25 protein-coding genes and 1 other RNA gene are annotated in these 25078 nt (G+C 59.7%); 5 read left to right on the forward strand and 21 right to left on the reverse strand.

The genetic code is table 11. From position 1 onward, the window contains the following. Positions 1-3: 3 nt before the first annotated feature. From SB725_RS19520 to rsmI, 14 genes are all read right to left on the reverse strand, one after another. Positions 4-972: a D-alanine--D-alanine ligase gene (locus SB725_RS19520; protein ID WP_410922495.1), complete on the reverse strand. Its 969-nt coding sequence runs from the start codon at positions 970-972 to the stop codon at positions 4-6. Then, positions 969-2429, reverse strand: coding sequence for a UDP-N-acetylmuramate--L-alanine ligase (gene murC / locus SB725_RS19525; protein WP_027922692.1), 1461 nt, complete (start codon positions 2427-2429; stop codon positions 969-971). Before murC ends, SB725_RS19520 begins: the two co-directional genes overlap by 4 nt. Continuing rightward, positions 2422-3492, reverse strand: a complete 1071-nt coding sequence (murG, locus tag SB725_RS19530; protein ID WP_027922691.1) for an undecaprenyldiphospho-muramoylpentapeptide beta-N-acetylglucosaminyltransferase — start codon at positions 3490-3492, stop codon at positions 2422-2424. The genes murC and murG overlap by 8 nt, the downstream gene beginning before the upstream one ends. Then, positions 3482-4699, reverse strand: coding sequence for a putative lipid II flippase FtsW (gene ftsW, locus SB725_RS19535; RefSeq protein WP_027922690.1), 1218 nt, complete (start codon positions 4697-4699; stop codon positions 3482-3484). The genes murG and ftsW overlap by 11 nt, the downstream gene beginning before the upstream one ends. After that, the gene (murD, locus tag SB725_RS19540; RefSeq protein ID WP_027922689.1) at positions 4696-6042 is read right to left on the reverse strand and encodes a UDP-N-acetylmuramoyl-L-alanine--D-glutamate ligase; all 1347 of its coding nucleotides are present in this window, start codon (positions 6040-6042) and stop codon (positions 4696-4698) included. Before murD ends, ftsW begins: the two co-directional genes overlap by 4 nt. Positions 6043-6048: 6 nt before the next feature. After that, positions 6049-7131 (reverse strand): phospho-N-acetylmuramoyl-pentapeptide-transferase, encoded by a 1083-nt coding sequence (mraY, locus tag SB725_RS19545; protein ID WP_027922688.1) that lies wholly within the window; start codon positions 7129-7131, stop codon positions 6049-6051. Then, positions 7131-8498, reverse strand: coding sequence for a UDP-N-acetylmuramoyl-tripeptide--D-alanyl-D-alanine ligase (locus SB725_RS19550; RefSeq protein WP_410922496.1), 1368 nt, complete (start codon positions 8496-8498; stop codon positions 7131-7133). Before SB725_RS19550 ends, mraY begins: the two co-directional genes overlap by 1 nt. Further along, positions 8491-9954: a UDP-N-acetylmuramoyl-L-alanyl-D-glutamate--2,6-diaminopimelate ligase gene (locus SB725_RS19555; protein WP_194940614.1), complete on the reverse strand. Its 1464-nt coding sequence runs from the start codon at positions 9952-9954 to the stop codon at positions 8491-8493. Before SB725_RS19555 ends, SB725_RS19550 begins: the two co-directional genes overlap by 8 nt. After that, positions 9954-11693, reverse strand: coding sequence for a peptidoglycan D,D-transpeptidase FtsI family protein (locus tag SB725_RS19560; RefSeq protein WP_172825972.1), 1740 nt, complete (start codon positions 11691-11693; stop codon positions 9954-9956). The genes SB725_RS19555 and SB725_RS19560 overlap by 1 nt, the downstream gene beginning before the upstream one ends. Beyond that, entirely contained in the window at positions 11693-11986 is a 294-nt protein-coding gene (ftsL, locus tag SB725_RS19565; protein ID WP_027922684.1) for a cell division protein FtsL, read from the reverse strand. Before ftsL ends, SB725_RS19560 begins: the two co-directional genes overlap by 1 nt. After that, positions 11983-12930: a 16S rRNA (cytosine(1402)-N(4))-methyltransferase RsmH gene (gene rsmH, locus SB725_RS19570; protein ID WP_027922683.1), complete on the reverse strand. Its 948-nt coding sequence runs from the start codon at positions 12928-12930 to the stop codon at positions 11983-11985. The genes ftsL and rsmH overlap by 4 nt, the downstream gene beginning before the upstream one ends. Further along, the gene (mraZ, locus tag SB725_RS19575) at positions 12927-13382 is read right to left on the reverse strand and encodes a division/cell wall cluster transcriptional repressor MraZ (RefSeq protein WP_008147486.1); all 456 of its coding nucleotides are present in this window, start codon (positions 13380-13382) and stop codon (positions 12927-12929) included. The genes rsmH and mraZ overlap by 4 nt, the downstream gene beginning before the upstream one ends. Before the next feature lie 355 nt (positions 13383-13737). Continuing rightward, positions 13738-14091, reverse strand: an RNA gene (rnpB, locus tag SB725_RS19580) — RNase P RNA component class A. 75 nt (positions 14092-14166) lie between these two features. Beyond that, positions 14167-15072 (reverse strand): 16S rRNA (cytidine(1402)-2'-O)-methyltransferase, encoded by a 906-nt coding sequence (gene rsmI / locus SB725_RS19585; RefSeq protein WP_170219129.1) that lies wholly within the window; start codon positions 15070-15072, stop codon positions 14167-14169. Positions 15073-15248: 176 nt separating this feature from the next. On the opposite strand from rsmI, the gene SB725_RS19590 reads away from it, so the two are divergent. From SB725_RS19590 to SB725_RS19605, 4 genes are all read left to right on the forward strand, one after another. Then, positions 15249-17060 carry a penicillin-binding protein activator gene (locus SB725_RS19590; RefSeq protein ID WP_027922681.1) on the forward strand — a complete coding sequence of 604 codons (1812 nt, stop codon included), beginning with the start codon at positions 15249-15251 and terminating at the stop codon, positions 17058-17060. After that, the gene (locus SB725_RS19595) at positions 17060-17422 is read left to right on the forward strand and encodes a YraN family protein (protein WP_081743924.1); all 363 of its coding nucleotides are present in this window, start codon (positions 17060-17062) and stop codon (positions 17420-17422) included. Before SB725_RS19590 ends, SB725_RS19595 begins: the two co-directional genes overlap by 1 nt. A gap of 104 nt (positions 17423-17526) precedes the next feature. After that, complete coding sequence (locus tag SB725_RS19600; RefSeq protein ID WP_008025961.1) at positions 17527-18120, forward strand: phosphoheptose isomerase; 594 nt, start codon at positions 17527-17529, stop codon at positions 18118-18120. Beyond that, positions 18117-18698: a BON domain-containing protein gene (locus tag SB725_RS19605; RefSeq protein WP_410922497.1), complete on the forward strand. Its 582-nt coding sequence runs from the start codon at positions 18117-18119 to the stop codon at positions 18696-18698. The genes SB725_RS19600 and SB725_RS19605 overlap by 4 nt, the downstream gene beginning before the upstream one ends. A 116-nt stretch (positions 18699-18814) precedes the next feature. On the opposite strand, the gene SB725_RS19610 is transcribed toward SB725_RS19605, so the two are convergent. From SB725_RS19610 to rplM, 7 genes are all read right to left on the reverse strand, one after another. Beyond that, complete coding sequence (locus tag SB725_RS19610; RefSeq protein ID WP_007943725.1) at positions 18815-19228, reverse strand: ClpXP protease specificity-enhancing factor; 414 nt, start codon at positions 19226-19228, stop codon at positions 18815-18817. A gap of 16 nt (positions 19229-19244) precedes the next feature. Continuing rightward, entirely contained in the window at positions 19245-19862 is a 618-nt protein-coding gene (locus tag SB725_RS19615) for a glutathione S-transferase N-terminal domain-containing protein (protein WP_027922678.1), read from the reverse strand. A gap of 150 nt (positions 19863-20012) precedes the next feature. After that, positions 20013-20795, reverse strand: coding sequence for a cytochrome c1 (locus SB725_RS19620; RefSeq protein WP_027922677.1), 783 nt, complete (start codon positions 20793-20795; stop codon positions 20013-20015). Further along, the gene (locus SB725_RS19625) at positions 20795-22006 is read right to left on the reverse strand and encodes a cytochrome b (protein WP_027922676.1); all 1212 of its coding nucleotides are present in this window, start codon (positions 22004-22006) and stop codon (positions 20795-20797) included. The genes SB725_RS19620 and SB725_RS19625 overlap by 1 nt, the downstream gene beginning before the upstream one ends. Continuing rightward, on the reverse strand, positions 22006-22599 hold the full coding sequence (petA, locus tag SB725_RS19630; RefSeq protein WP_027922675.1) for a ubiquinol-cytochrome c reductase iron-sulfur subunit: 594 nt from the start codon (positions 22597-22599) through the stop codon (positions 22006-22008). Before petA ends, SB725_RS19625 begins: the two co-directional genes overlap by 1 nt. Positions 22600-22868: 269 nt before the next feature. Further along, entirely contained in the window at positions 22869-23261 is a 393-nt protein-coding gene (gene rpsI / locus SB725_RS19635; RefSeq protein WP_002555064.1) for a 30S ribosomal protein S9, read from the reverse strand. Between the two features lie 14 nt (positions 23262-23275). Beyond that, the gene (gene rplM / locus SB725_RS19640) at positions 23276-23704 is read right to left on the reverse strand and encodes a 50S ribosomal protein L13 (protein WP_007905295.1); all 429 of its coding nucleotides are present in this window, start codon (positions 23702-23704) and stop codon (positions 23276-23278) included. Between the two features lie 245 nt (positions 23705-23949). On the opposite strand from rplM, the gene SB725_RS19645 reads away from it, so the two are divergent. Beyond that, a complete protein-coding gene (locus tag SB725_RS19645; RefSeq protein WP_027922674.1) occupies positions 23950-24990 on the forward strand; it encodes an NADP(H)-dependent aldo-keto reductase in 1041 nt (346 codons plus the stop codon). Positions 24991-25078: the final 88 nt, after the last annotated feature.

Here is a 25078-nt window from a genome sequence, read left to right on the forward strand (position 1 = left end):
GTCTTACCCTCGCGGCTCGTTATTGCCGGCAATGCTGGCGGCCAAAATCGCCAGAACCAGTTGCTGGAAATCCAGACCGGCGGCACGGGCCGCCATCGGCACCAGGCTGTGATCGGTCATGCCCGGCGCGGTGTTCACTTCCAGGAACCAGAACTGCCCGTCAGCGTCCTGCATCACGTCTGCCCTGCCCCAACCGGCGATACCCAGCGCCTCGCAGGCTTTCGCCGTGAGGTCCATGAGTTCCTTTTCCTTGGTACTGTCGAGCCCGCATGGAATGCGGTACTGGGTATCGTTGGCGATGTACTTGGCGTCGTAGTCGTAGAAGCTGTGCGTCGTGCCCAGGGCAATCGGAGGCAACACCTGGTCACGCAGGGTGGCGATGGTGAACTCCGGACCGTGAATCCATTGCTCGACCAACACTTGCGAATCGTAGGTACTGGCCGCTTTCCAGGCGTCGATCAATTCCGACGCGGACGTCACTTTGGCCATACCGATACTTGAACCTTCATGCGCCGGTTTGACGATCAAAGGGAAGCCCAGTTCCGTCGCTGCCGAAATACAATCGGCCTCGCTGCTCAACACGGCATGGCGCGGCGTCGGAATACCCAGGCTGTGCCAGACCTGCTTGGTGCGCAGTTTGTCCATGGCCAGTGCCGAAGCCAGAATGCCGCTGCCGGTGTACGGAATGCCCAGGCATTCGAGCAGGCCCTGCATGCTGCCGTCTTCACCGCCACGACCGTGAAGAATGATGAAGGCGCGGTCGATTTTTTCGTTGAGCAAACGCTGCAACAGGTCATCGCCGACGTCGAGGCCGAACGCATCCACACCAGCACTTTGCAGTGCAGCGAGGACCGCGTTACCGGACTTCAGCGAAACCTCACGCTCGGCACTCTTGCCGCCGAACAGCACGGCGACGCGGCCGAAGTCTTTCGGCGCGACGGTGGAGACGAGATTGGCGTAAGCAGCAGTCATTTCAACTTCCCCACGGCAGGTGCAGCAACGGCACCCGCGAACAACGGACTGTTCAACAGTTTTGGTGCGAGACCGCCGATATCACCGGCGCCCTGGCACAACAGGATGTCGCCGGCACGCAGCAGCGGCTTGACCAGCGGCGCGAGGTCGACACCGCGCTCGATGTAGATCGGGTCCAGCTGACCGCGCTGACGGATGCTGTTGCACAACTTGCGGCTGTCAGCGCCCGGGATCGGCTCTTCGCCGGCCGGATACACTTCCATCAGCAGCAGGACGTTGGCGTCGGCCAGTACATTGACGAAATCGTCGTACAGGTCGCGGGTGCGGCTGTAACGGTGCGGCTGGTAAACCATCACCAGGCGGCGCTCCGGCCATCCACCGCGTACGGCCTTGATCACGGCGGCAACTTCGGTCGGGTGGTGACCGTAATCGTCGACCAGCATCACGTTGCCGCCTTCGACCGGCAGTTCGCCGTAGACCTGGAAGCGTCGGCCGACACCCTGGAACCCGGACAGGCCCTGGACGATGGCTTCATCGCTGACGCCCTCGTCAGAGGCGATGCAGATGGTCGCCAGCGCGTTCAATACGTTGTGGTTGCCCGGCATGTTCACCGAGACATCCAGCGGCTCGCGTTCAGGGCGCAGCACGGTGAAGAAGGTCTGCATGCCCTGCTGACGCACATTGATCGCGCGCACGTCGCAGTCATCGCCGAAGCCGTAGGTGACAGTCGGGCGCTTGACCAGCGGGAGAATTTCACGCACCACCGGATCGTCCAGGCACACCACGGCCAAACCGTAGAACGGCAGGTTGTGGAGGAACTCGACGAAGGTTTTCTTCAGTTTGTTGAAGTCACCGTCGTAGGTCGCCATGTGGTCGGCGTCGATATTGGTGACCACGGCCACCAGCGGCTGCAAGTGCAGGAAACTGGCGTCGCTTTCGTCGGCTTCGGCGATCAGGTAACGGCTGGTGCCGAGCTGGGCATTGGTGCCCGCGGCATTCAGGCGGCCACCGATGACGAACGTCGGGTCCAGGCCACCGGCCGCGAACACCGAAGCGATCAGGCTGGTGGTGGTGGTTTTGCCGTGGGTACCGGCGACGGCGATACCGTGGCGGTAACGCATCAGCTCGGCCAGCATCTCGGCGCGCGGCACCACCGGGATACGGCGTTCCAACGCAGTCGCGACTTCCGGGTTGGAGGTGTTGACGGCACTCGACACCACCAGCACATCGGCAGCCGCGGCGTTTTCGGCGCGGTGGCCGATAAAGATATGCGCGCCGAAAGATTCCAGGCGCTCGGTAACCGGCGAGGCTTTCAGGTCGGAACCGGACACTTCATAGCCCAGGTTCAACAACACTTCGGCGATCCCGCACATGCCCACTCCGCCGATGCCCACGAAGTGGATTTTACGGATGCGGCGCATTTCCGGTTGCGGCATGGCTTTCTGATTCTCAACCATGAGCCACCTCCAGGCAGGTATCGACCACGTTACGGGTGGCATCGGGTTTGGCCAGGCGGCGTGCCGCGTTAGCCATATCGTTGAGTCGTTGTGGTTGCATCAGGACCTCTGTCAGGCGAGCGGCAAGATCCGCTGCGCCAGTCGTTCTTTGCGGCATCAGGAAGGCAGCGCCTTCACGGGCCAAATAATCGGCGTTGCGGGTCTGGTGATCGTCGATCGCGTGGGGCAAAGGCACCAGCATCGAGGGCAGACCGGCGGCGGCCAGTTCACTGATGGTCAGCGCGCCTGCGCGGCACACCACCAGGTCGGCCCAGCCATAGGCTTGGGCCATGTCTTTGATGAAAGGCTGCACTTGCGCCTCGACGCCAGCCGCGCGATAGCGCTCTGCAGTCACTTCATCGTGGTTTTTACCGGCCTGATGAAACACTTCCGGACGCAGGTCGGGGGCGACTTGCGACAAGGCTTCAGGCAGCAATTTGTTCAACGGTTCTGCGCCCAGGCTTCCACCCAGGATCAGCAAACGCGCCTTGCGACCGGCCAGGGCTGGTCGCGCCGTTTCGAGGAACAGCTCGGTGCGCACCGGGTTACCGGTGGTCCGACGGCTGTCCGACAGGGTAAAGGTGTCGGGGAACGCTTCACAGACTCGGGCGGCCAACGGCACCAGCAACCGATTGGCGGTACCGGCCACGGCGTTCTGTTCGTGAACGATCACCGGCACACCGGCCAGTTTGGCGGCAACTCCACCAGGGCCGGTCACGTAACCACCGAAGCCGACCACACACACTGGCCGCAGCTGACGAATGATCGCCCGCGCCTGCCAGACGGATTTAAGCAACATGAACGGTGCCTTGAGCAGGGACAATTTGCCCTTGCCGCGCAAGCCACTGGCGTTGATCCGGTGCAGTTCGATCCCGGCCATCGGCACCAGGTCGTTCTCGATGCCGCGCGGCGTCCCGAGCCAATGCACGGTGTAACCGCGGGCCTGGAATTCGCGAGCGCAGGCCAGTGCCGGGAAAACGTGCCCCCCGGTGCCGCCCGCCATGATCAATACGTTAGCGCCCATGGGGTGGCTCCTCGGCGAAGTCACTTTCATGGAACTCCATCTCCTCACTGCCCAGGTGGGTTCGACTCTCCCACTCGATGCGCAGCAACAAGCCGAGACAGGCACCGCAAATCACCAACGAACTGCCGCCGTAACTGAGGAACGGCAGGGTCAGGCCTTTGGTCGGCAGCAGGCCGACGTTCACGCCGATGTTGATCAGGAACTGACCAATCCACAGGAACGACAGACCGTAAGCAATGTAGGCAGCGAAGAACTGCTTGGCCTTCTCGGCCCAATAACCGATGTACATGCCACGAATACAGACAAAGACGAACAGCGCCACGGTGCACAACGAGCCCACGGCCCCCAGCTCTTCAGCCAGCACCGAGAACACGAAGTCGGTGTGGGCTTCTGGCAGGTAGAACTGTTTCTGTACGCTGTTGCCCAGGCCAACGCCCAGCCATTCGCCGCGACCAAACGCGATCAATGCCTGGGACAACTGATAGCCGGCACCAAACTGGTCGGCCCACGGGTCGGCAAAGTTGGTCAGACGCGCCATTCGATACGGCTGCACTTGAATCAACAGCACCACCGCCGCAACGGCCAGGACCACCATCAAGGAAAACCGGAACAGCCCGACGCCGCCCAGGAACAGCATCGCCGCCGCCGCCCCCATCATCACGACGGTGGCACCGAAGTCCGGTTCCATCAGCAGCAGGCCGGCCATTGGCAGCAACACGATGAATGGCTTGAAGAAACCCATCCAGCTTTCGCGCACTTCTTTCTGGCGACGCACCAGATAGCCGGCGAGGTAGATCACCACGAACACCTTGGCGATCTCGGACGGCTGAACGTTGAAGAAGCTGAAACCGATCCAGCGCATCGAACCGTTCACTTCACGGCCGATCCCGGGAATGATCACCATCACCAGCAAACCGAATGCACCCAGCAGCATCAGCCAGCCCAGGCGTTGCCAGGTGGCGATCGGGATCATCATGGTGATGACGCAGGCACCCAGGCCCAGAACAATGTAGATAAGGTGGCGAATCATGTAATACAGGGCACTGCCCGATTGCACTGCGGCAACTTCGGTCGAGGCCGATGCAATCATGACCAGCCCCAGGCCGATCAAGGCCAGGCAACCGGCGAGCATCGGGAAGTCGAGGTCGACCCCGCGCCCGGTGATGATCGGCGACGGATAAGGCTTGATGATGTTTCTCAGGCTCATGCCAGTTCCTCCACGGCTTGGACGAACTGATGACCACGGTCTTCGTAGTTCTTGAACATGTCGAAACTGGCGCAGGCCGGTGACAGCAGCACCACGTCACCGGGGTGGGCTGCCGCGCGGCATTGCTCCACGGCTTCGACCAGCGAACCGACACGAATCAGCGGCACGGCATCGCCGATGGCCTGGCCGATCTTGTCTGAGTCACGGCCCATCAGGATCACAGCGCGGCAGTTGGCAGCCACCGGATCACGCAGGTCATTGAACTCGGCACCCTTGCCGTCGCCACCGGCGATCAGCACGATCTTGCCGTCGATGTCCGCGCCCAAACCTTCGATGGCCGCCAGCGCGGCCCCCACGTTGGTGGCTTTGGAATCGTTGTAGTAGCTGACGCCGTCCAGATCACGCACCCACTGGCAGCGATGCTCGAGGCCGGCAAAGCTGCGCAGGGCCGTGAGCATGGCGTCGAATGGCAGACCGACGGCATGGCCCAGGGCCAATGCCGCCAGGGCGTTGGACTGGTTGTGGGCGCCACGAATTTTCAACTCGCGCACCGGCATCAGGTTCTGGAATTCGAAGGCCAGGTACTTCTCGCCGTCTTCTTCGCGGATACCGAACGCCTTGAAATCAGGTTTGCTCAAACCGAAGGTCCAGCACGGCTGGCCCTCGCCCATCAGCGGACGGCTCAGGGCGTCCTGACGGTTGACCACAAACTGTCTGGCGCCACGGAAAATCCGGTGCTTGGCCAGGTGATAGGCCGGCAGACCGCTGTAACGGTCCATGTGGTCTTCGCTGACGTTGAGCACGGTCGCCACTTCGGCGTTCAGTTGATCGGTGGTTTCCAGCTGGAAGCTCGACAGCTCCATCACGTACAGCTCGATGTCATCGTCAAGCAGGTCCAGCGCTGGCGTACCGAGGTTGCCGCCGACCGCCACACGCTTGCCCGCCGCGACGGCCATCTCGCCAACCAGAGTGGTGACGGTGCTTTTCGCATTGGAACCGCTGATGGCGACAATCGGCGCCTTCGCGTTACGCGCGAACAGCTCGATGTCACCGGACAATTTCACGCCACGGGCGGCGGCAGCCTGCAGGGCCGGGGTCGCCAGCGCCAGGCCGGGGCTCACGTAGAGCTCGTCGGCACGGCACAGGAACTCGACGTCCAGCTCGCCACAACGCACTTCCACGTGCGGATAGTCACGCTTGAGCGTGGCCAGTTCCGGTGGATTTTCCCGCGTATCGGCCACAGCAAACGACGTGCCCCGGTTCGCCAGGAAGCGAACCAGGGACATGCCGCTCTTGCCGAGGCCGACAACGATGCGGAAGTGGTCAGAAGCGATCAGAGACACGAGTTTCTACCTCAGCTTCAGGGTGGCAAGGCCGACCAGCACGAGAATCACGGTGATGATCCAGAAACGGACGATCACGCGTGGCTCAGGCCAGCCCTTGAGTTCAAAGTGGTGGTGAATCGGTGCCATGCGAAACACGCGGCGACCGGTCATCTTGAAAGAAGCAACCTGGATGACCACCGACAGGGTCTCCATCACGAACACACCGCCCATGATGAACAGGACGATTTCCTGACGGACGATCACCGCGATGGTGCCCAGCGCGGCGCCCAGCGCCAGTGCGCCGACGTCGCCCATGAACACTTGAGCCGGATAGGTGTTGAACCAGAGGAACCCGAGGCCCGCCCCGATCAGCGCACCGCAGAACACGATCAGTTCACCCGCGCCCGGTACATAAGGAATCAGCAGGTATTCAGCGAACTTCACGTTACCCGACAGGTAGCAGAAGATCCCCAGACCGCCGCCGACCATCACGGTCGGCATGATCGCCAGGCCATCGAGGCCGTCAGTCAGGTTGACCGCGTTGCTCGAGCCAACGATCACGAAGTAGGTCAGGACGATGAAGCCTGCGCCCAGCGGAATGCTGTAATCCTTGAGCATCGGCAAAATCAGGGTGGTTTCTACCGGGGTGGCCGCGGTCATATAAAGGAAGACCGCAGCGCCCAGACCGAACACCGACTGCCAGAAGTACTTCCAGCGACTCGGCAAGCCACGGGAGTTCTTCTCGATCACTTTGCGGTAATCGTCGACCCAGCCGATGGCACCGAACAGCAACGTCACCAGCAGCACGGTCCAGACATAACGGTTGCTCAGATCAGCCCAGAGCAGGGTGCTGACGCCGATGGACGACAGAATCAACGCACCGCCCATGGTCGGCGTACCCGACTTGGACAAGTGCGACTGTGGACCGTCGTTGCGAACGGATTGGCCGATCTGACGGTTCTGCAGGGTGCGGATCATCCACGGGCCATAGCACAGCGACAAGACCAGCGCGGTCAGCACACCGAGAATCCCGCGCAGGGTCAGGTACTGGAAGACCGCGAAGCCTTTGTAGAACTGTTGCAGATACTCCGCTAGCAGCAGCAGCATTAATGTTTCTCCAGACTGGACCCGCACAAAGCGGCGACGATGTTTTCCATCGCAGCGCTGCGCGAACCCTTGATCAAAATGGTGGTATTGGTGTCTTGCTCGGCGCCCAGCGCCTTGATCAGTTCAGCCTGAGTGCTGAAGTGAAAGGCCTGTGGACCGAAAGCGTTTACGGCGTGAACCATCATGGGTCCGACGGCATACAGCGCGGATACTTTGCCGCGGGCGTATTCGCCCACATCGCGGTGCCCCTGCTGTGCCCAATCGCCCAACTCGCCGATATCCCCGAGCACCAGAACGGTGCGACCGGAAAAGCCGGCGAGTATATCAACGGCAGCGCACATGGAGGTCGGGTTTGCGTTGTACGTGTCATCAATCACGCGCATGCCGTTGGTGGCCAATTGCGCGACAGAGCGGCCCTTGACCGGTTGCACAGCGGCCAGGCCGGTGGCAATGCCGAACAGCGACACGCCCAAGGCATGAGCGGCTGCGGCAGCGGCCATGGCGTTGGCGACGTTATGCGTGCCGAGCAGGTTCAATTGAACACGCTCCACACCGTCAGGCGTGTGCAGGTTGAACGCCGGGCAACCACGAGCGTCGCGGTCCAGGTCGCTGGCATAGAAGTCGGCGCTGAGGTTGCTCAGAGCGAACGTCAGCACTTTGCGACCGGCAGCGCGGGTCTTCCAGATTTCAAAAGCCTTGTCGTCGAGATTAAGAACGGCGATGCCATCGGCCTCAAGCCCTTCGATAATTTCGCCTTTGGCTTCAACGATTTTTTCCGGCCCGCCAAACTCGCCAACGTGGGCAGTCCCGGCGTTGTTGAGGATGGCCACGTGGGGTTTGGTCATGCCCACGGTGTAGGCAATTTCGCCAAGGCGCGAAGCACCCAGTTCGATCACGGCGGCGGTGTGTTCCGGCGCGAGTTCGAGCAAGGTCAGCGGCACGCCGAGGTCGTTGTTCAGGTTGCCACGGGTCGCCAGTACCGGACCGCGCGTGCGCAGGATGCTCGCAAGCATCTCCTTGACCGTGGTCTTGCCGCTGGAACCGGTGACGGCTGCAACCGGGTGGGTGAACGCGGCACGGTTCAATGCGCCCAGTTGACCGAGCGCTTGACGAGTGTCCTTGACCAGCAGTTGTGGCAACGCGCTGTCGGCGACTTCACGCTCGACCAGCGCCGCTACGGCACCTTTGTCGGCCACGTCGTTCAGATAGTCATGACCGTCGAAACGCGGGCCGGTCAGGGCAATAAACAGTTGGCCGGGCTTGATCGCGCGACTGTCGATGCTGACGCCATCAAATGTGGCATCGGCATTGAGCAGTTGGCCATTCAATGCCCCGGTCAGCTCGCTCAGTTTCAACGCTTTAAGCATGGGCCACCTCCCACGCGGTCAGGGCATGATCGGCCTCGACCAGATCGGAAAAATCGTGACGCTCGCCGTTGATTTCCTGATAGTCCTCGTGACCTTTGCCGGCCAGGACAATCACGTCATCCGCCGAAGCGCTGGCGATCAATTGGGCAATCGCCTGGCCACGACCGGCCACGAACGTCACTTTATCCACAGCCGTGAAGCCGGCGCGGATGTCATCGAAGATCACTGACGGGTCTTCGGTGCGAGGGTTGTCATCGGTGACCAGTACGCCGTCGGCCAGACGCTCGACCACTTCGGCCATCAGCGGACGCTTGCCGCGATCACGATCACCGCCGCAACCGAACAGGCACAGCAAGCGCCCCTTGGCGTGTGGACGCAGGGCCATCAGGACTTTTTCCAGCGCATCCGGGGTGTGGGCGTAATCGACCACCACCAATGGCTGAGTACCGCCACCGAGGCGCTGCATGCGACCGGCCGGGCCTTCGAGCTTCGGCAGGACGTTGAGAATTTCGTCCAGCGCATAATCCAGACCGAGCAACGCGCCGACGGCGGCCAGCACGTTGCTCAGGTTGAAGCGACCGAGCAAGGTGCTGCGCAAATGGTGCTCGCCCTGCGGCGTCACCAACGTGGCGCGCACACCTTCGTCATCAAATTGCGCTTCACGGCAATACAGGTAGGCGCTGCTGTCTTCGAGGCTGTAGGTGATCAAACGCGACTCACGCTTTTCGGCGGCCAGTTGCCGGCCGAAGTCGTCGTCGAGGTTCACCACCCGGCACTTCAAATCATTCCAGGCAAACAGCCTGGCCTTGGCTTCGCCATAGGCCTGCATGGTGCCGTGGTAATCAAGGTGATCGCGGGACAGGTTGGTCATCACCGCCACATCAAACGCCAGCGCCGTGACGCGGCCCTGATCCAGCCCGTGGGACGAGACTTCCATGGCGACCGCTTTGGCGCCGGCCTTTTTCAGGTCGGCCAGGGTCGCTTGCACGGCGATTGGATTCGGCGTGGTGTGCAGGCCGCTTTCCAGCGCGCCGTGGAAACCGCAGCCCAACGTGCCGACGATGCCGCAATGTTGGCCAAGCAGATCAAGCGCCTGGGCTACCAATTGGGTCACGCTGGTTTTGCCGTTGGTGCCGGTCACACCCACCAGGTTCAAATGACGGCTCGGGTCGCCATAAAAGCGCCCGGCGATGTCCGACAGCTGTGCGGCCAGGCCTTTGACCGGAATCATCGGCACGTCGGTGATCGGCAATACGGTCGAGCCTTCGACTTCATACGCCACCGCGGCAGCGCCGCGTTGCAGCGCGTCGGCGATGTGCGCACGACCGTCGAAACGCCCGCCAGGAACAGCGAGAAACAAGTCGCCAGCGCGCACGTTGCGGCTGTCGAGCGCCAATTCGCGGATCAATAGATCGCGGCCAGCGTGGGCGAAAATTTTATTCAGACTTAGTGACATCAGCCGCGCCCTCCATTGGCTTTCAGCGGAACAACGGGAGTCGCGTTCGCGGTTTGTGTCGGCGGCAGGTTGTCCGGCGTGATGTTCATCAGGCGCAGCGTCCCGGACATCACTTTGCTGAACACCGGCGCCGAAACCAGACCACCGAAGTAACCGGCCTTGGTCGGTTCGTCGATCACCACGACGATGGCGTAACGCGGATCGCTCATCGGGCCGAAGCCGGCGAACAGCGAGCGGTAAGAGTTCTCGGCGTAGCCCTTGGTGCCCACCGACGTTTTACGTGCAGTACCCGACTTGCCGGCCACGTGATACGCCGGCACCTGCGCACGGAACACACCGCGCGGCGCTTCGATGACCTGGGTCAGCATGCCTTGCATGGTTTTTGCGACGGCTTCCGGCAGCACTTGCGTGGTCTGCGGCGCCTTGTCGGTTTTGATCAGGGTCAGCGGCGCGAGACGACCGTTGTTGGCCAGCGCCGAGAAGGCGTGCACCAGCTGGATCGCCGTCACGGAAATACCGTAGCCATAGGACAGCGTGGCGGTTTCAGCCTTGCGCCATTCGCGGTAGTTCGGCAGGTTGCCGACGCGCTCGCCCGGGAAGCCAAGGCCGGTGTCCTGGCCGAGGCCGACTTTTTGCGCCAGACGGAAAATCGTTTCGCCGCCGATATCGAACGCGACCTTACTCATGCCGACGTTACTGGAATTGATCAGAATCCCGGTCAGGTCGAGCACCGGGCCTTCGGTCTTCGAGACGTCCTTGATGGTGTACTTGCCGATCTGCAAGGAGCCTGGGTACACCTCGACGGTATCGCTCGGTTTCCAGCGGCCGGTCTCGATGGCGGCGCTCATCGAGATCGCTTTCATGGTCGAACCCGGTTCGAACACGTCGATCATCGCGCGGTTACGCATCATCGCCGGTTGCAGGTTGCGACGGTTGTTCGGGTTGTAGGTCGGCTGGTTGACCATGGCAAGGATCTCGCCGGTCTTCACGTCCATGATCACCAGGCTGCCAGCCTTGGCGCCGTTCTCGATGATCGCGTTACGCAGTTCGCGGTTGGCCAGGTATTGCAGGCGCAGGTCAATGGACAACGCCAAGGGCTTGCCGGCCTTGGCGTTTTTGGTGACCTGGACATCCTTGATCAGCCTTCCGCGCCGGTCCTTGATGACCTGACGCTTGCCGGCGACCCCGGCGAGCCATTCGTCATAAGCCAGTTCGACGCCTTCACGACCGTGGTCATCGATGTCGGTAAATCCGACCATGTGCGCGGTCACTTCACCGGCCGGGTAGAAACGCCGGAACTCCTCAATGCCGTAGACGCCCGGTACTTTCAGGTCGAGCACTGACTGGCCCTGCTCGGGGGTCAGCCCACGCACCAGATAGATGAATTCTTTGTTGGCCTGGGCTTCGAGACGTTCAGCCAGGGCTTTCGGGTCCTGACCCAGCGCTGCCGCCAGTGCCGGCCATTTTTCCTTGGCCGTTTGCATTTCCTTGGCGTTGGCCCACAGCGTGGTGACCGGCGTACTCACGGCCAAAGGCTCGCCGTTACGGTCGGTGATCAGACCACGGTGAGCCGGGATAGGAATATGACGAACACTGCGCGCATCGCCCTGACCTTTAAGAAAGGCACGGTCGATGACTTGCAGGTCGATGATGCGCCAGGAGATCGCCGCAACCATGATGCCGAGCAGCCCCAGCACCACGCGAAAACGCCATGGGAACATTGCCCCTTCGAGTTTCATCATGGCGTCACCATCTGCACTTCAGCGGCGCCAGGAATGCGCATCTTCAGTTGTTCGGTGGCCAGCACTTCGATACGGCTGTGGGCGGTCCAGGTGCTCTGCTCGAGAATCAGGCGGCCCCACTCGGCCTGCGCCTTGTCGCGCACGCTCAGCTCGTTGTACAGCGAGTTCAACAGCTGACGGTTCCAGTGAGCGCTGTACGACACGCCGATCGCCGAAACAAGCACGGCCACAAACAGCAGCAGCATGAAAAAGCTTCCGCCGGGCAGTGGCTTGGCGAAAAGCTTGCTCACCGCAGCTTCTCCGCGACGCGCATGACGGCGCTACGGGAACGTGGGTTGGCTTTGAGTTCGGCCTCGGAGGCGGACTGCGCTTTGCCATGGATTTTGATGATCGGTTCGAAGGCGACGTGACGCACCGGCAGATTGCGCGGCAGGTTGTCGGCTTCACCTTTAACCAGTTTGCGCATGAACAGTTTGACGATGCGGTCTTCCAGCGAGTGGAAGCTGATGACGACCAGGCGGCCGCCGACTTCCAGGCATTCCAGCGCCGCTTCGAGGCCGGCTTCCAGATCGCCCAATTCGTTATTGACGTGAATGCGCAGGCCCTGGAACGCACGGGTCGCCGGGTTCTTGCCCTTTTCCCACGCCGGGTTGGCGACTTTCAGGACTTCGGCCAGGTCGGCGGTGCGCTCGAACGGCTTGATGTCGCGGCGCTCGGCGACGGCACGGGCCATACGACCGGAGAAACGTTCCTCGCCGTACTCTTTGAACACCCGAGCGATTTCTTCGACCGGCGCGGTGTTGACGAACTCGGCAGCGCTGATCCCGCGGGACGGGTCCATGCGCATGTCCAGCGGGCCGTCATTGAGGAAACTGAAGCCGCGCTCAGGGTCGTCGAGCTGCGGCGAAGACACGCCGAGGTCGAGCAAAACGCCGCTGACCTTGCCGGCCAGACCGCGGTCGGCGACTTCCGAACCGAGCTCGGCAAAGCTGCGCTGCACAACGACAAAGCGGCCGTCTTCGGCCGCTAGCGTCTGCCCGGTGGCAATGGCTTGAGGATCCTTGTCAAATCCGAGCAACCGGCCATCAGGCCCCAGCTGACTCAAGATCAGCCGGCTGTGACCGCCGCGCCCGAACGTACCGTCCAGATAGCAGCCATCAGGACGTACGGCGAGAGCCTCGACGGCTTCGTCAAGCAGTACGGTGATGTGGTTAAAGCCGCTATCAATAGTCACAGGATCAAATCACGCAGTTCATCAGGCATGGCGCCCGGTTGTTGAATAGCAGCCAGGTCAGCGGCAGAAACCGCATCCCAGGCATCCTCGTCCCACAATTGGAACTTGTTCAGTTGGCCTACCAACATCGCGCGCTTATCCAACTTGGCATATTCACGAAGACGCGGTGGAACCAGAAAACGACCACTGCCATCGAGCTCGAGGTCGACGGCATTACCAATCAGTAAACGTTGCAGGCGGCGGTTCTCTTCGCGAAGCGAAGGCAGTGCGCGCAGTTTGGTTTCGATAATTTCCCACTCATCGAGGGGGTAAACACACAAACATGGATCAACGGCATCGATTGTGACGATTAACTGACCGGAACTACGCGAAACGAGCTCGTCACGGTACCGGCTCGGCATGGCGAGACGGCCCTTTGCATCGAGACTGATAGCGTTAGCTCCGCGAAACACGTCAGCGTTTCTCCAAATTTTAGCGTTTTACGTTCAAAAAACCCACTTCATGCCACTTTCCGCCACTTGCGCACACTATAGGAATGCGGCCACCGCACCGTCAAGGCGCGGATTAAAGGAAAACCCTTACAGAACTGAGATTTAGGAGCACAGAAGGAGGTGTTACGGGAATCTGACGTGTCATTCGACCCAATAACTTGAATCAGCACGGATGGCTGCGTTCGAAAGTTAAAGTAGTTTGTTAAGAGTAAGATTTTTTTGGTATTACGAAAGTGCTTCTGCTGATGATTCTGAACGGAGGGAAACTGCCATCACTGGCGCCCTGTTCAACGATTCAAACAGGGAGGGGAAAAAGGTGGAGAGTCGATCTGTAAGCCGGGTTCTGTCTTGAACAGTCATTCGTCTACGATGGCCATCACTGGACATCTTTAGCAACCTACCCGGTCCCAGCGCGGGCCACGCCTTGGGACCCTATTTGGTCTTGCTCCAAGTGGGGTTTACCTAGCCACGAACTGTTGCCAGACGTGCGGTGCGCTCTTACCGCACCTTTTCACCCTTACCGGCGCCGAAGCGCTTAGGCGGTTATTTTCTGTGGCACTTTCCGTAGGCTCACGCCTCCCAGGCATTACCTGGCACTTCGCCCTATGGAGCCCGGACTTTCCTCCCCCCCCTAATTTTCATAGAGGGCAGCGACTGTCCGATCGACTCTCCGCCGCGAAGGTTAACGGCAGAGCGGCCGAAGAACAAGCGCTAAACGCCTTTGGCCCCTCCTGCACATCGGGTTTTACTCGCCCTTCTGTTTATCCAGTGCGACCTGATACAGCACATTCTTGCGCTCGCCGGTGATTTGCGCCGCCAATGCCGCTGCACGCTTGAGCGGCATCTCCTCTAACAACAAATTGAGGATGCGCATCGCTTCGCTGCTGACGGCGTCCTCGGTCTCAGGCGCAGCCCAGCCAGCCACCAGCACCACACACTCACCGCGCTGCTGATTGCTGTCCGACTCGACGAACTCGCGCAACTCGGCCAATGGCAGGCCTTTAAGGGTTTCAAAGGTTTTGGTGATTTCCCGAGCCAGCAACGCCTGACGCTCACCACCGAACACCAGCTCCATGTCTTGCAGGCATTCAAGGATGCGGTGCGGGGCTTCGTAGAAAATCAGCGTGCGTGGTTCTTCCTTTACCAGTTCAAGACGAGCGCGACGACCGACAGCCTTGGCCGGCAGGAAACCCTCAAAAATGAACCGGTCGGATGGCAAACCCGCTGCCGACAGCGCCGCGATCAAGGCGCAGGCTCCCGGCACCGGCACCACATTGATCCCCGCAGCACGGGCCTGACGCACCAGGTGATAACCGGGATCGGAAATCAGCGGCGTACCGGCGTCGGAGATCAGCGCCACATCGTCACCGGCCAGCAGGCGGGTGATAAAGCGGCTACCTTCATCCCGCTCGTTGTGTTCGTGACAGGCGGCCAACGGTGTCGGGATACCGAAATGCTGCATCAAACGCTGGGAGTGACGCGTGTCTTCGGCAGCAATCAACGCGACGTCGCGCAGGATCTTCAGCGCACGCGCACTGATGTCGTCCAGGTTGCCGATGGGCGTCGCCACCACATAAAGCGAGCCAGCAGCGGAATTCAAAGCACCTGGAGCAGTCAAAGCGCACACCTCATGATCGGTAAAAGGCGACATTGTAGCGCGTAGCGGCGCTTGCGATACGTCTGGCCCTTGACGGGTTTTTCCGCCATTTGTGCAGTGCTGCAACATTTACACGAGCTAAATTGATCGATTCACGCCAGTAACATCGCGCCCCGGCCAGTGCTTGGGTACAATTCCACGCTAATTTGATCGAGTATCAGGAACACTACATGATCGCTTGCCTGCGGCTGTTCACTGCCCTCTGCCTCGCTGCCTTGCTGGCGGCTTGCGCCAGCTCGCCCTCCTCCAGCCTTGGCGAACTTCCACGGACCCCGGATGCCAGTATCGAGCAACTGCTCGAGCAGGCGAATCAAAGCAAGGATCCGGAAAAAGCCGCCCTGTTGCGCTTGAGCGCAGCGGACGCAGCCTACCGACAAGGGAATGCCGGCCAGTCCGCGCAAATCCTGCAGTTGGTTCCGGTCGAGCAACTCAAGCCTGGCCCACAAGTCTTCGCCAGCACGCTGGCGGCGGAACTGGCGATGGTGCGCAACCAGCCCAAAGCGGCACTGACTGCCTTGAGCCATCCGAGCCTGCAACACCTGAGTGAATTGCCCGTCGAGCAACAGGTTCGCACGGGTACTGTTCACGCTCGCGCCCTTGAAGCCGATGGCCAGACGCTCGCCGCCGCACGGGAGCGTATTTTCATCGCGCCGATGTTGAGCGGTGAAGCAGCCAGCAAAAACCACGAAGCGATCTGGACCCTGATCGCCTCACTGCCTACCGAGCAACTGCAACCCACCACCTCCGACGACCTCGGTGGCTGGATGGGCCTGGCGCTGGCCGTGAAATCGGCCGGTACGCTGGAACAACAGCAAGCCGCGATTGATAACTGGCGCGCGCAAAACCCTAAACACCCTGCCGCCGTTCATCTGCCGCAGGCACTGACCAACCTCAAGGAACTGGCCAGCCAGCCCCTGAGCAAGATCGCCCTGCTACTGCCACAGGACGGCCCGCTGGCCTCGGTCGGCAAAGCATTGCGCGAAGGTTTCATGGCGGCTCACTACCAGGCACAACAAGCCGGGCAGAAGCCACCGGCCATCGAGTTCTATGACAGCTCGAAGCTGACGTCGATGGACGAGTTCTACCGCAAGGCCCAGGCCGATGGCGTGCAACTGGTGGTTGGCCCGCTGGAGAAGCCGCTGGTCAAACAGCTTAGCTCGCGTCCGCAACTGCCAATCACAACCTTGGCACTGAACTACAGCGAAGGCGAACAAGGCCCGGCCCAACTGTTCCAGTTTGGCCTGGCGGCTGAAGACGAAGCCCGCGAAGTGTCTCGCCGCGCTCGTGCCGATGGCCTGCATCGCGCCGCGATCATGGTGCCAAAAGGCGAATGGGGCGATCGTGTACTCCGCGCCTTCAGCCAGGACTGGCAGGCCAACGGTGGCAGCATCGTCGCCACCGAACGCGTCGACCAACCGGTTCAACTGGCCCAGCAGATTGCTGACATGTTCCAGCTGCGCCAGAGCGAAGGCCGCGCGAAAAGCCTGCAAAGCACCGTAGGCTCGCAGGTCGCTGCCCAGCCTTCACGTCGCCAGGACATCGAGTTCATCTTCCTGGCCGCCACTCCGCAACAGGCCCAGCAGATCAAACCGACCCTGAACTTCCAGTACGCAGGCGATGTGCCGGTTTACGCCACCTCCCACGTGTTCAGTGCCAGCGGTGACGTCAATCAGTACAACGACATGAACGGTATTCGCTTCTGCGAAACCCCGTGGTTGCTGGATGCCAATGATCCACTGCGCAAACAAGTGACAGCACAATGGCCACAAGCCGGCGGCAGCCTCGGTCGCCTGTATGCCATGGGCGTCGATGCCTACCGTCTGGCGCCACGCCTGGGGCAACTCAAGGCCTTGCCGGACAGCCGCATCTCGGGCCAGTCGGGCAGCCTGGGCATGACCCAGAACCAACGCGTCGTGCGCCAGTTGCCTTGGGCCCAGTTCGTCAACGGCCAGGTTCAACGCCTGCCTGACACCCCGAACTGATGCCTGACAGGTCACGCCAGCAAAGCGGTCAAGATGCCGAGCGCCATGCGCTCGAGCATCTTCAACAACACGGTCTGCGCCTGCTGGCGCAGAACTGGTTGTGTAAACGCGGCGAGCTTGATCTGGTCATGCTTGATGGCGATACAGTAGTATTCGTTGAAGTCCGCTACAGAAAAAATACCCAATGGGGTGGCGCGCTCGATAGCATCGATGAGCGCAAACGGCAGAAACTGATTTTCGCCGCGCAGTATTTTCTTCAGCGCGAGTCGCGTTGGGCCAATTCCCCTTGCCGCTTCGACGTGGTTGCCATCGACAGCAATCTTGATCAGTTGAACTGGATTCAGAATGCCTTCGACAGCTGATCGCTTGCGCCCCGAACCGGACACCTACACCCAACACTTTTGCTCTTTGCTTTGCGGGCTGCACATTCATGTGCCGAGTAGCCGCGCTAATTAAGGTCACACAGATGGACATGCAATCCCGAATTCGCCAGCTTTTTCAGGCCAGTATCGACACCAAGCAAATGGCGATGGACGTACTTGCACCGCACATCGAGCAAGCCAGCCAAGTGATGGTCAACGCCCTGCTCAATGAGGGCAAAATGCTTTCCTGCGGCAACGGCGGCTCCGCTGGCGACGCCCAGCACTTTTCGTCAGAGCTGCTCAACCGCTTCGAACGTGAGCGCCCGAGCCTGCCAGCCATCGCGCTGACCACCGACAGCTCGACGATCACCTCGATTGCCAACGACTACAGCTACAACGAAATCTTCTCCAAACAGATCCGCGCCCTCGGCCAGCCAGGCGATGTATTGCTGGCGATTTCCACCAGCGGCAACTCGGCAAACATAATTCAGGCGATCCAGGCCGCACATGATCGCGAAATGATTGTCGTAGCATTGACCGGTCGCGATGGCGGCGGCATGGCGTCACTGCTATTGCCCGAGGATGTCGAGATTCGCGTACCGGCCAATGTCACCGCACGTATTCAGGAAGTCCACCTGCTGGCGATCCATTGCCTTTGCGATCTGATCGACAGCCAACTGTTCGGGAGTGAAGAATGACCTCTAATCGCCTAGGCCTGATGGCCTTGACCCTGTGCCTGATCGGCATCAGCGGCTGCACCTCGGTGGTTAACGCCAGCCGTGAAGCGCCGATTGAAGATGACCGTGGCACACGCACCTTCGGCAGCAAGATCGACGACTCCCTGATCGATACCAAAGTCGGCGTCAACGTGGCCAAGGCCGACCCGGCCCTGGACAAGGATTCGCACATTGTCGTTACCAGCTTCAATGGTGTGGTGCTGCTCGCCGGGCAGACGCCTCGCGAAGACCTCAAGGCCAAGGCCGAGCAGGCCGCAGCCGCTGTGCAGCGGGTAAAAACCGTGCACAACGAATTGCAGATCCTGCCGCCCTCCTCGCTGCTGGCACGCCAGAACGACGCCTGGCTGACCACCAAGATCAAGACCCAGATGCTCGCAGACGCCAACATCCCCGGCTCGCGCATCAAGGTGGTGACCGAAAACGGCATCGTCTACTTGCTGGGCCTGCTGACCAAACAGGAAGCTGCTCAAGCGACCAACCTGGTACAAGGCGTTTCCGGCGTGCAGAAGATTGTGAAGCTGTTTGAGTACATCGACTGATTCCCACCTGCAGGAGCACGGCTTGCCGGCGATGGCGTCTTTGAATCGCCATCGCGAGCCAGCTCGGCTCCTACGGAAGTAATAAAAAAGGCGATCCATCCGGATCGCCTTTTTTATTACTTCACCACTTTCAAACTGGGTCGACCGCTGGGACGCGGCGGCTCGCTGTCGGGTGGCGGAATATCATCATCCGGCTCAATCTCTTCTTCGTCTTCCATAGGCGATTCCAGATCGAACACCATGCCCTGACCGTTCTCCCGGGCGTAAATCCCCAGGATCGAGGCGATAGGCACGTACAGGGTGTGTGGCACACCGCCGAAGCGCCCTTCGAAGCTGACCGCCTCGTTGTCCATGTGCAAATGCCGCACGGCTTGTGGCGACACGTTCAAGACGATTTGACCGTCACTGGCAAAGCCCTGAGGCACCTGCACCGATGGGTATTCCGAATTGACCAGCATGTGCGGGGTGCAATCGTTGTCCACAATCCACTCGTAGAGCGCGCGGACCAGATAAGGTCGACTGGAGTTCATAGCGGCTCCTTAAGCCTTAGCGCATATCGCGTTCGACACCAGACAGACTTGCCTGGAAAGCCTCACGCGCAAACGAGCGCTCCATATAATCAAGCAGCGGCTTGGCAGGCCGCGGCAGTTCAATACCCAAAATCGGCAAGCGCCAGAGTATTGGTAATAGGCAGCAGTCCACCAGACTTTGTTCCTCACTGAGGAAAAACGGCTTGTCGGCGAACAGCGGCGACACGCCCGTCAGGCTCTCGCGCAGCTCTTTACGAGCGACGACGCGGGCTGCTTCCTTGGTCTTCGAATCCAGGATCAGATCCACCAGGCCACACCAGTCGCGCTGAATACGATGAATCAGCAGACGGCTGTTTGCACGCGCCACAGGATAAACCGGCAGCAAGGGCGGGTGCGGGTAACGCTCATCCAGATATTCCATCACCACGGTCGACTCCCACAACGCCAGGTCACGATCGACCAGGGTGGGCAGGCTTCCGTAAGGGTTCACCTCAATCAGTTTAGGCGGCTGGCGACCAGCTTCCACGTAAATGATCTCGGCGCTGACACCCTTCTCTGCAAGTACGATACGCACTCGGTGGGAATAGTGGTCGGCGGGGTCGGAGTAACAGGCCAACCGATTGGTCACGCCCATGGCGGTCCTCCTCGCTTGTTGAAATTATCGAAAGCGGAAAAACGAGCGCGCCCAGAGGACGCCTCCCGTAACGCCTGGATCACCAGACTCGTTACACCTTCAGAGGCGCCCTTGGGCGCGCGCGATTAACAGCAACTGCTTGAATCTTTATCAGTGCACATCTTTCCAGTATTCGCGCTTGAGCAGATAAGCGAACACGAAGAAGAACGCCAGGTACAGCAAGACGTAAGTACCAATGCGCTGATGTTGCAACTTAACCGGGTTAGCCGAGTAAGCCAGGAAGGTTACCAGATTCTTGACCTTCTCATCGAACTGCTCTTCGGTCAGGGCTCCCGTTTTCGGCACGATGGTCATTTGATCACAGGCTTCATGCGTCAAAGGCGTACCGGTCAGCGGGTCAAACTGCTTCTTGCCGTCTTCGACGATCTGAACCTGCTTGCAACCGATGATCTGACGACCTTGCAGGCCCGCCAGGACGTTAGGCATACCGACGTTCGGGAAAACCTTGTTGTTCACGCCCCATGGACGCGACGGATCTTCGTAGAACGACTTCAGGTAGCCATAGAGCCAGTCAGTACCGCGAACACGAGCCACCAGCGTCAGATCAGGCGGAGCCGCGCCGAACCAGGCCTTGGCGTCTGCCGGCTGCATGCCGATGCTCATGTGGTCGCCAATCTTGGCGCCGGTGAATACCAGGTTCGAGAGCATCAGCTCATGGGGAATGCCCAGGTCATCCGCAACGCGCTCGTAGCGCTGGAACTTGGCGCTGTGGCAGCCCATGCAATAGTTGGCAAAGGTACGTGCACCATCTTGCATGGCAGCCTTGTCGGAAACGTCGATGTCGACCTTTTCCAGCTCAGGACCACCATGTTCAGCCGCGAAGGACAGGACAGGCAAAGCAGCAAAAATCAGCGCAAAAAATAACTTTTTCATCAGCCAGTCACCCTTTCCGGAACCGGTTTGGTCTTCTCGAGCCTGGTGTAGAACGGCATCAGAATGAAGTAGGCGAAGTACAGGAAGGTACAGACCTGCGACAGCAACGTCCGCTCAGGAGTCGGGGCCAACACGCCCAGCACGCCAAGGATCACGAACGAAATGCAGAACACCCACAGCCAGATCCTGCTCAGCCAGCCTTTGTAGCGCATCGACTTGACGGGGCTACGGTCCAGCCACGGCAGGACGAACAGCATGGCGATCGACGCACCCATGGCAATAACACCCATGAGCTTGTCCGGGATGGCCCGCAAAATCGCGTAGAACGGAGTGAAGTACCAGACCGGAGCGATGTGCTCTGGGGTCTTGAAGGCGTTCGCCACTTCGAAGTTCGGTTTCTCGAGGAAGTAACCACCCATTTCCGGGAAGAAGAACACGATCGAGCAGAAGATGAACAGGAACACCACCACGCCGACGATATCTTTCACGGTGTAGTACGGGTGGAAGGCAATGCCGTCCAGCGGTACGCCGTTTTCGTCCTTGTGTTTCTTGATGTCGACGCCGTCCGGATTGTTCGAACCGACTTCGTGCAACGCCAGAACGTGCAGCACCACCAGACCGAGGATCACGATCGGCAACGCAACAACGTGCAGGGCGAAGAAGCGGTTCAGGGTAATACCGGAAATCAGGTAGTCACCACGGATCCACTGGGTCAGGTCGTTACCGATGACCGGGATCGCACCGAACAGCGAGATGATCACCTGGGCACCCCAGTAGGACATCTGGCCCCATGGCAGCAGGTAACCCATGAAGGCTTCAGCCATCAGCGCCAGGTAGATCAGCATGCCGAAGACCCACACCAGCTCACGCGGCTTCTGGTACGAACCGTAGAGCAGGCCACGGAACATGTGCAGATACACCACGATAAAGAACGCCGAGGCGCCAGTGGAGTGCAGCAGACGCAGGATCGAGCCGTACTCGACGTCGCGCATGATGTATTCGACGGAAGCAAACGCCTCTTCTGCCGACGGGGTGTAGCTCATGGTCAGCCAGACACCGGTGACGATCTGGTTAACCAGAACGAGCAGTGCCAGGGAGCCAAAGAAATAGAAGAAGTTGAAGTTCTTCGGGGCGTAGTACTTGCTGAGATGGTCTTCCCACATTTTGGTCGCGGGAAAGCGCGCATCAACCCAATCCATGAACTTGCTCATCACGCTTTCTCCGTATCGACGCCGATGACAATGATGTCGTCGGTCTCATAGGAATGCGGGGGAACTGGCAGGTTCAAAGGCGCAGGTTGCGACTTGTAGACGCGGCCAGCCAGATCGTAGTGGGAACCGTGGCACGGGCAGAAATAACCGCCTACCCAGTCCTTGCCCAGATCAGCAGGTGCCACTTCGGGACGGAAGGTCGGCGAGCAACCCAGGTGTGTGCAGATACCGATCAGCAGCAGTACTTCTGGCTTGATCGAACGCGTTTCCGGGTCGACATAAGTCGGTTGTGTCGAGTTCTTGGAGGTCGGGTCAGACAACTGGCCCTCGATCTTTTTCAGATTCCCCAGGATTTCCGTAGTACGGCGGACAATGAATACCGGCTGGCCGCGCCACTCAGCAATCATCTGCTGGCCTGGCTCGATTTTGCTGACATTCACTTTCACCGGTGCACCTGCGGCTTTCGCCTTGGCACTGGGAAACCATGACCCCACGAACGGGACCGCAGCCCCCACCGCTCCTGCAGCACCCACCACGGATGTGGCTGCTACCAAGAAGCGACGCCGGCCTGCATTCACGCCGTCATTGCTCATTCAGTCCTCTCCCATCAGCTTTTGTGGCCTGTTAAATCAGGCATCTACTAAGTAAATCTATGTACTTATAAAAATTTTGCCGAATGGTAATGAAAAGCCCCAATTCTGACAAGGTAATTACCCAAGGGCTCCACTGCCAAGCCTTGCAGTATAGGGGCTCTACGGCTGTGGCAAGTTGTCACAGCGCAATTCTTTGATAAATCGCACACATAAAAAAACGCCCAGCTCCGTGAGGAGACTGGGCGTTCTTTTTTGAACGTGAAAGCGAATTAACGCTTCGAGTACTGCGGACGCTTACGCGCTTTACGCAGACCGACTTTCTTACGTTCAACTTCACGAGCATCGCGAGTAACGAAGCCAGCTTTGCGCAGAGCGCCACGCAGGGTTTCGTCGTACTGCATCAGTGCGCGAGTGATACCGTGGCGGATTGCGCCAGCTTGACCACTTACACCACCGCCGATCACGGTGACGTAGATGTCGAACTTCTCGACAGTCTCAGTCAATTCCAGCGGCTGACGAACTACCATGCGGGCAGTTTCGCGGCCGAAGAAATTATCCAGCGAACGGTTGTTGATGGAGATGTTACCAGTACCCGGACGCAGGAAAACGCGTGCGGTTGCGGTCTTGCGACGGCCAGTGCCGTAATTTTGAGTCGCCGACATAATGAACTATTCCGTTAAAACTTCAGTTCTTGGGGCTGCTGAGCAGTATGAGGGTGTACAGCGCCCGCATAGACTTTCAGCTTACGATACATGTCGCGACCCAGCGGGTTCTTAGGCAGCATGCCTTTGACCGCGGTCTCGATCACGCGCTCAGGGGCTTTAGCGATCAGCTTTTCGAAGTTGATCGACTTGATGCCGCCCGGGAAACCGGAGTGGGAGTAGTAGATTTTGTCGGTGGTTTTAGCACCGGTTACACGAATCTGCTCGGCATTGATAACGACGATGTAATCGCCGGTGTCAACGTGAGGAGTGTACTCAGCTTTATGCTTGCCACGCAGACGGCTCGCGATTTCGGTGGCCAGACGACCCAGGGTCTGACCTGCAGCGTCGACGACAAACCAGTCGCGCTGTACTGTTTCCGGTTTAGCAGTAAAAGTTTTCATTCTTTATAGCCTCAGGGGCCGCCCTGTAAATTAGACGGCGGATCTTACTGAATAGTGCGTACTTTGACAAGTCAAAGGCAGCCGGATACAGACGCTTTCGGGGGCTCGGGTCGGCGCGTCCGTTCAACGGCAAGATTCTTCGGCGGCGGCGCATCACTTCCACTGCAGAAAGAGGTGCGCAATTATGCAGATTGCGAAAAATAATTCAACCTGCTTTTATGATTGTTTTGCCCAAGGAGTACCCGATGGACTATCGCCAGCTAGGCAGAACCAATCTGAATGTGAGCGCCATCTGCCTCGGAACCATGACCTGGGGCGAGCAAAACAGCGAGGCTGAAGCCTTCGCGCAGATTGAACGGGCCAAAAGTGCCGGGATCAATTTCATCGACACTGCCGAGATGTACCCGGTGCCACCCAAGGCCGAAACCTACGCCACCACCGAGCGCTACATCGGCAATTACTTCAAAAGTCGCGGCGATCGCGCCGACTGGATCCTCGCCAGCAAGATCGCCGGCCCCGGCAATACCATCGATTACATCCGTGATAAAAACCTGCGCCACAACCGCCAGCACATCACCGAAGCCGTGGACGCGAGCCTGAAACGCCTGCAAACCGACTACATCGACCTCTATCAACTGCACTGGCCGGAACGCAGCACCAATTTTTTCGGACAGCTGGGCTACAAGCACAAGAGCGAAGCCAACCTCACGCCGCTGGAAGACACCCTCGAAGCGCTGGACGAGCAGGTCAAGGCCGGCAAGATCCGCCACATCGGCCTGTCCAATGAAACACCATGGGGCACCATGCGCTTCCTCGCCCTGGCCGAAGCCCGTGGCTGGCCGCGCGCCGTGTCGATCCAGAACCCGTACAACCTGCTCAACCGCAGCTTCGAAGTCGGCCTGGCAGAAATTGCCATTCGCGAACAATGTGGCTTGCTCGCTTATTCGCCGCTGGCGTTCGGTTTCCTGTCGGGCAAGTACGAAGGTGGCGCTCGCCCACCAAAAGGCCGCCTGAGCCTCTACAGTCGCTTCAGCCGCTATTTCAACCCACAATCGGAAGCAGCGTGCAGCCGTTACGTGGCACTGGCCCGTGAACACGGCCTGGACCCGGCGCAAATGGCATTGGCATTCGTGACCCAGCAACCGTTCGTCACCAGCAACATCATTGGTGCGACGACGATGGAGCAACTGGAGAGCAACATCGCCAGCTTCGATTTGAAACTGTCGGATGAAGTGCTGGAGGGGATTGAGGCGATTCACAAGGATCACCCGAACCCTGCACCTTGATTGATCCTTAAAACCAATCGCGGGCAAGCGCCGCTCACACAGGTTCGGTTATTCCTGTGGGAGCGAGGCTTGCCCGCGATGGCGTCAG

Origin of the sequence: Pseudomonas sp. SIMBA_041, from assembly GCF_046535095.1 — a bacterium.
GTDB lineage: Bacteria > Pseudomonadota > Gammaproteobacteria > Pseudomonadales > Pseudomonadaceae > Aquipseudomonas > Aquipseudomonas mucoides.